General features: G+C 54.0%; 4 protein-coding genes. 1 reads left to right on the forward strand and 3 read right to left on the reverse strand.

What is annotated here, in order from left to right; translation table 11 throughout:
* From V6D20_01330 to V6D20_01340, 3 genes are all read right to left on the reverse strand, one after another.
* The coding region (locus V6D20_01330; protein HEY9814440.1) for a mechanosensitive ion channel domain-containing protein at positions 1-977 on the reverse strand (977 nt) is incomplete at its 3' end.
* Between the two features lie 3 nt (positions 978-980).
* Positions 981-1,412: a hypothetical protein gene (locus V6D20_01335; GenBank protein HEY9814441.1), complete on the reverse strand. Its 432-nt coding sequence runs from the start codon at positions 1,410-1,412 to the stop codon at positions 981-983.
* Between the two features lie 16 nt (positions 1,413-1,428).
* A complete protein-coding gene (locus V6D20_01340) occupies positions 1,429-1,599 on the reverse strand; it encodes a hypothetical protein (protein ID HEY9814442.1) in 171 nt (56 codons plus the stop codon).
* On the opposite strand from V6D20_01340, the gene V6D20_01345 reads away from it, so the two are divergent.
* Positions 1,592-1,852: a sulfiredoxin gene (locus tag V6D20_01345; GenBank protein ID HEY9814443.1), complete on the forward strand. Its 261-nt coding sequence runs from the start codon at positions 1,592-1,594 to the stop codon at positions 1,850-1,852. The two genes, V6D20_01340 and V6D20_01345, sit on opposite strands and share 8 nt — an antisense overlap.
* Positions 1,853-1,906: the final 54 nt, after the last annotated feature.

Below are 1,906 nucleotides of genomic sequence, written 5' to 3' on the forward strand. Positions count from 1 at the left end.
ATCACTTGCCGAATCAGCGCCCGTTCTTCGCTGGGAATGGTGTGATAGAAGGTGAGGTTGAACAATGAAATCACCTTTTTGGCATCGGTGAAGTTCTCAATATTGGCCTGGGTCAGGGCATTGTTGGGCACCACTGTCACAGTTCCTTTCCCCGAGGTGCGAATTTTGGTGGAGCGAATGCCAATAGACTCAACGCGGCCAAAGGTGCCGTCTGCTAAGCCAATATAGTCATCCACCACAAAGGGGCGATCGAGGTAAATCACTACTCCACCCAGCAATTGCTCTAAAACCTTCTGCGCCGCAAAAGCCACCGCTAGGCCACCAATCCCTAAGCTGGCCACCAGCCCAACTAGGTTGATCTCGTGGGTTTGGGCAAAGATAATTGCCGTGACCACAATAATACCGATATTGGTCAACAGGCGAATCAAAATCAGCAATTCGCTACTGGTTTTGGTTCCAGTCTTCACCGTGGCATTGAGCAAGTAGTTACTGAAATAACTGCGAAAGATGCCGGTTCCTAAAAAGCCAATGGCGATCGCCAACCCTAGGGCCACGATGAACTCCAGAGCTTTCAGCCGCCCGGCTGCAGGGGCAATTAGCAAACTCAGATCGGCCAGCAGTAAAATGATCACCACCTTCAGCCAACCTAAGTGAGGCTGCAAAAACATGCGATAGGCCGTCGCCAGGGCGGCTGGGTTGAGTCTGGTGCTCCACGTTGCCAGCCAAGCCGAGACCGGCAAAAGGTCGAGTAAAAGCCAGGTGGCCGTCAGACCTGCCAGACCAATCAAGAGCTTAGCGTTAAACACAATGTCGCTGGGCAACGCATCCAGGCGAGTGCCGAGGAAGACAACAAAGTCAAACAGCAACGCCACAGCAATGCCCTGACCAATCCGCCGGACAATGTCCCATTGGGAGATCAGGGTTTCTTGGAAAGCAGCCAGTCGAGTTGTCCAGGGTTCCATAGCAGGATAGGCCAAGAGTTAGACAGCGGGGGAAGATACCAGTTGCTCGATGCGCAGCTTCAGCCGTACCGATTGATCACTATCATTCTGCGCCCGAAACTCCATCAGCGCCTCCGATGGATCGCGCTCAATCACGACCGATCGCCCCGGCGCACAGGTGTAGGTTTGAATGCGATCGCCACAGCGCAGGGTCGTATGTCCTGCTTCTGAAATCACTACCATCTTCAACACTCCCGGCTGCAAGTCTAAGGTCTGCACCGCATGGGGCAAGACGGTGAGGTATTTCTGGAGGGTATCTGACGATTCGGCTGGCTCCGGAGCGATCGCTTCTGGAGCAGGATCCACCACCGGCGCAGGACTAACCTCCTCGGATAGGGCTGGCTGACCGCCCAAGACTAGCACTAGCAGCAGACACCCGATCAGGCTTTTGATGATCGTCAATCCTTTCATGGTGTCCTCGTTCATATCATTCCAGGGGGCGATCGCTACCTAGGACAACGACACCAGCCTGTGCCTTGATTATGCCATCGAATTGGCGAGCGATCGCTCTACCCAGGGACAGGTTCAGGCTTGCCATCTCGTAGTCGTTACGAGTATGATTTAGGAGAACGACTTCACCCGCATCCGCTATGCGCATTGTAGATCTCCCCCTTGACCAAATTCACCGTCCCCTTTACCGGCAGAACGATCCCGAGAAAGTTCAGGCGCTGATGGAGTCGATCCAACGCATGGGTCTCCAAGAACCCATTGATGTGCTAGAGGTTGAAGGAAACTATTACGGATTTTCCGGATGCCATCGCTATGAAGCTTGTCAGCGGCTAGGTCTAGCCACCATCCGCTGTCGAGTGCGCCGTGCTCCCACGTCTGTCCTTAGGATGCACCTTGCCTAAATTCCCGTCTAGACGATGCCGGCAACCTTGGGGACAACCTGAGTTCGATGAACA

Source organism: Candidatus Obscuribacterales bacterium, assembly GCA_036703605.1.
Taxonomy (GTDB): domain Bacteria; phylum Cyanobacteriota; class Cyanobacteriia; order RECH01; family RECH01; genus RECH01.

What these genes read in the sequence shown, in the direction of transcription:
- V6D20_01335 (HEY9814441.1), bottom strand. Translation starts at nt 1,412, where the DNA reads ATGAAAGGATTGACGATCATCAAAAGCCTGATCGGGTGTCTGCTGCTA.
- V6D20_01345 (HEY9814443.1), top strand. Translation starts at nt 1,592, where the DNA reads ATGCGCATTGTAGATCTCCCCCTTGACCAAATTCACCGTCCCCTTTAC.
- V6D20_01340 (HEY9814442.1), bottom strand. Translation starts at nt 1,599, where the DNA reads ATGCGCATAGCGGATGCGGGTGAAGTCGTTCTCCTAAATCATACTCGT.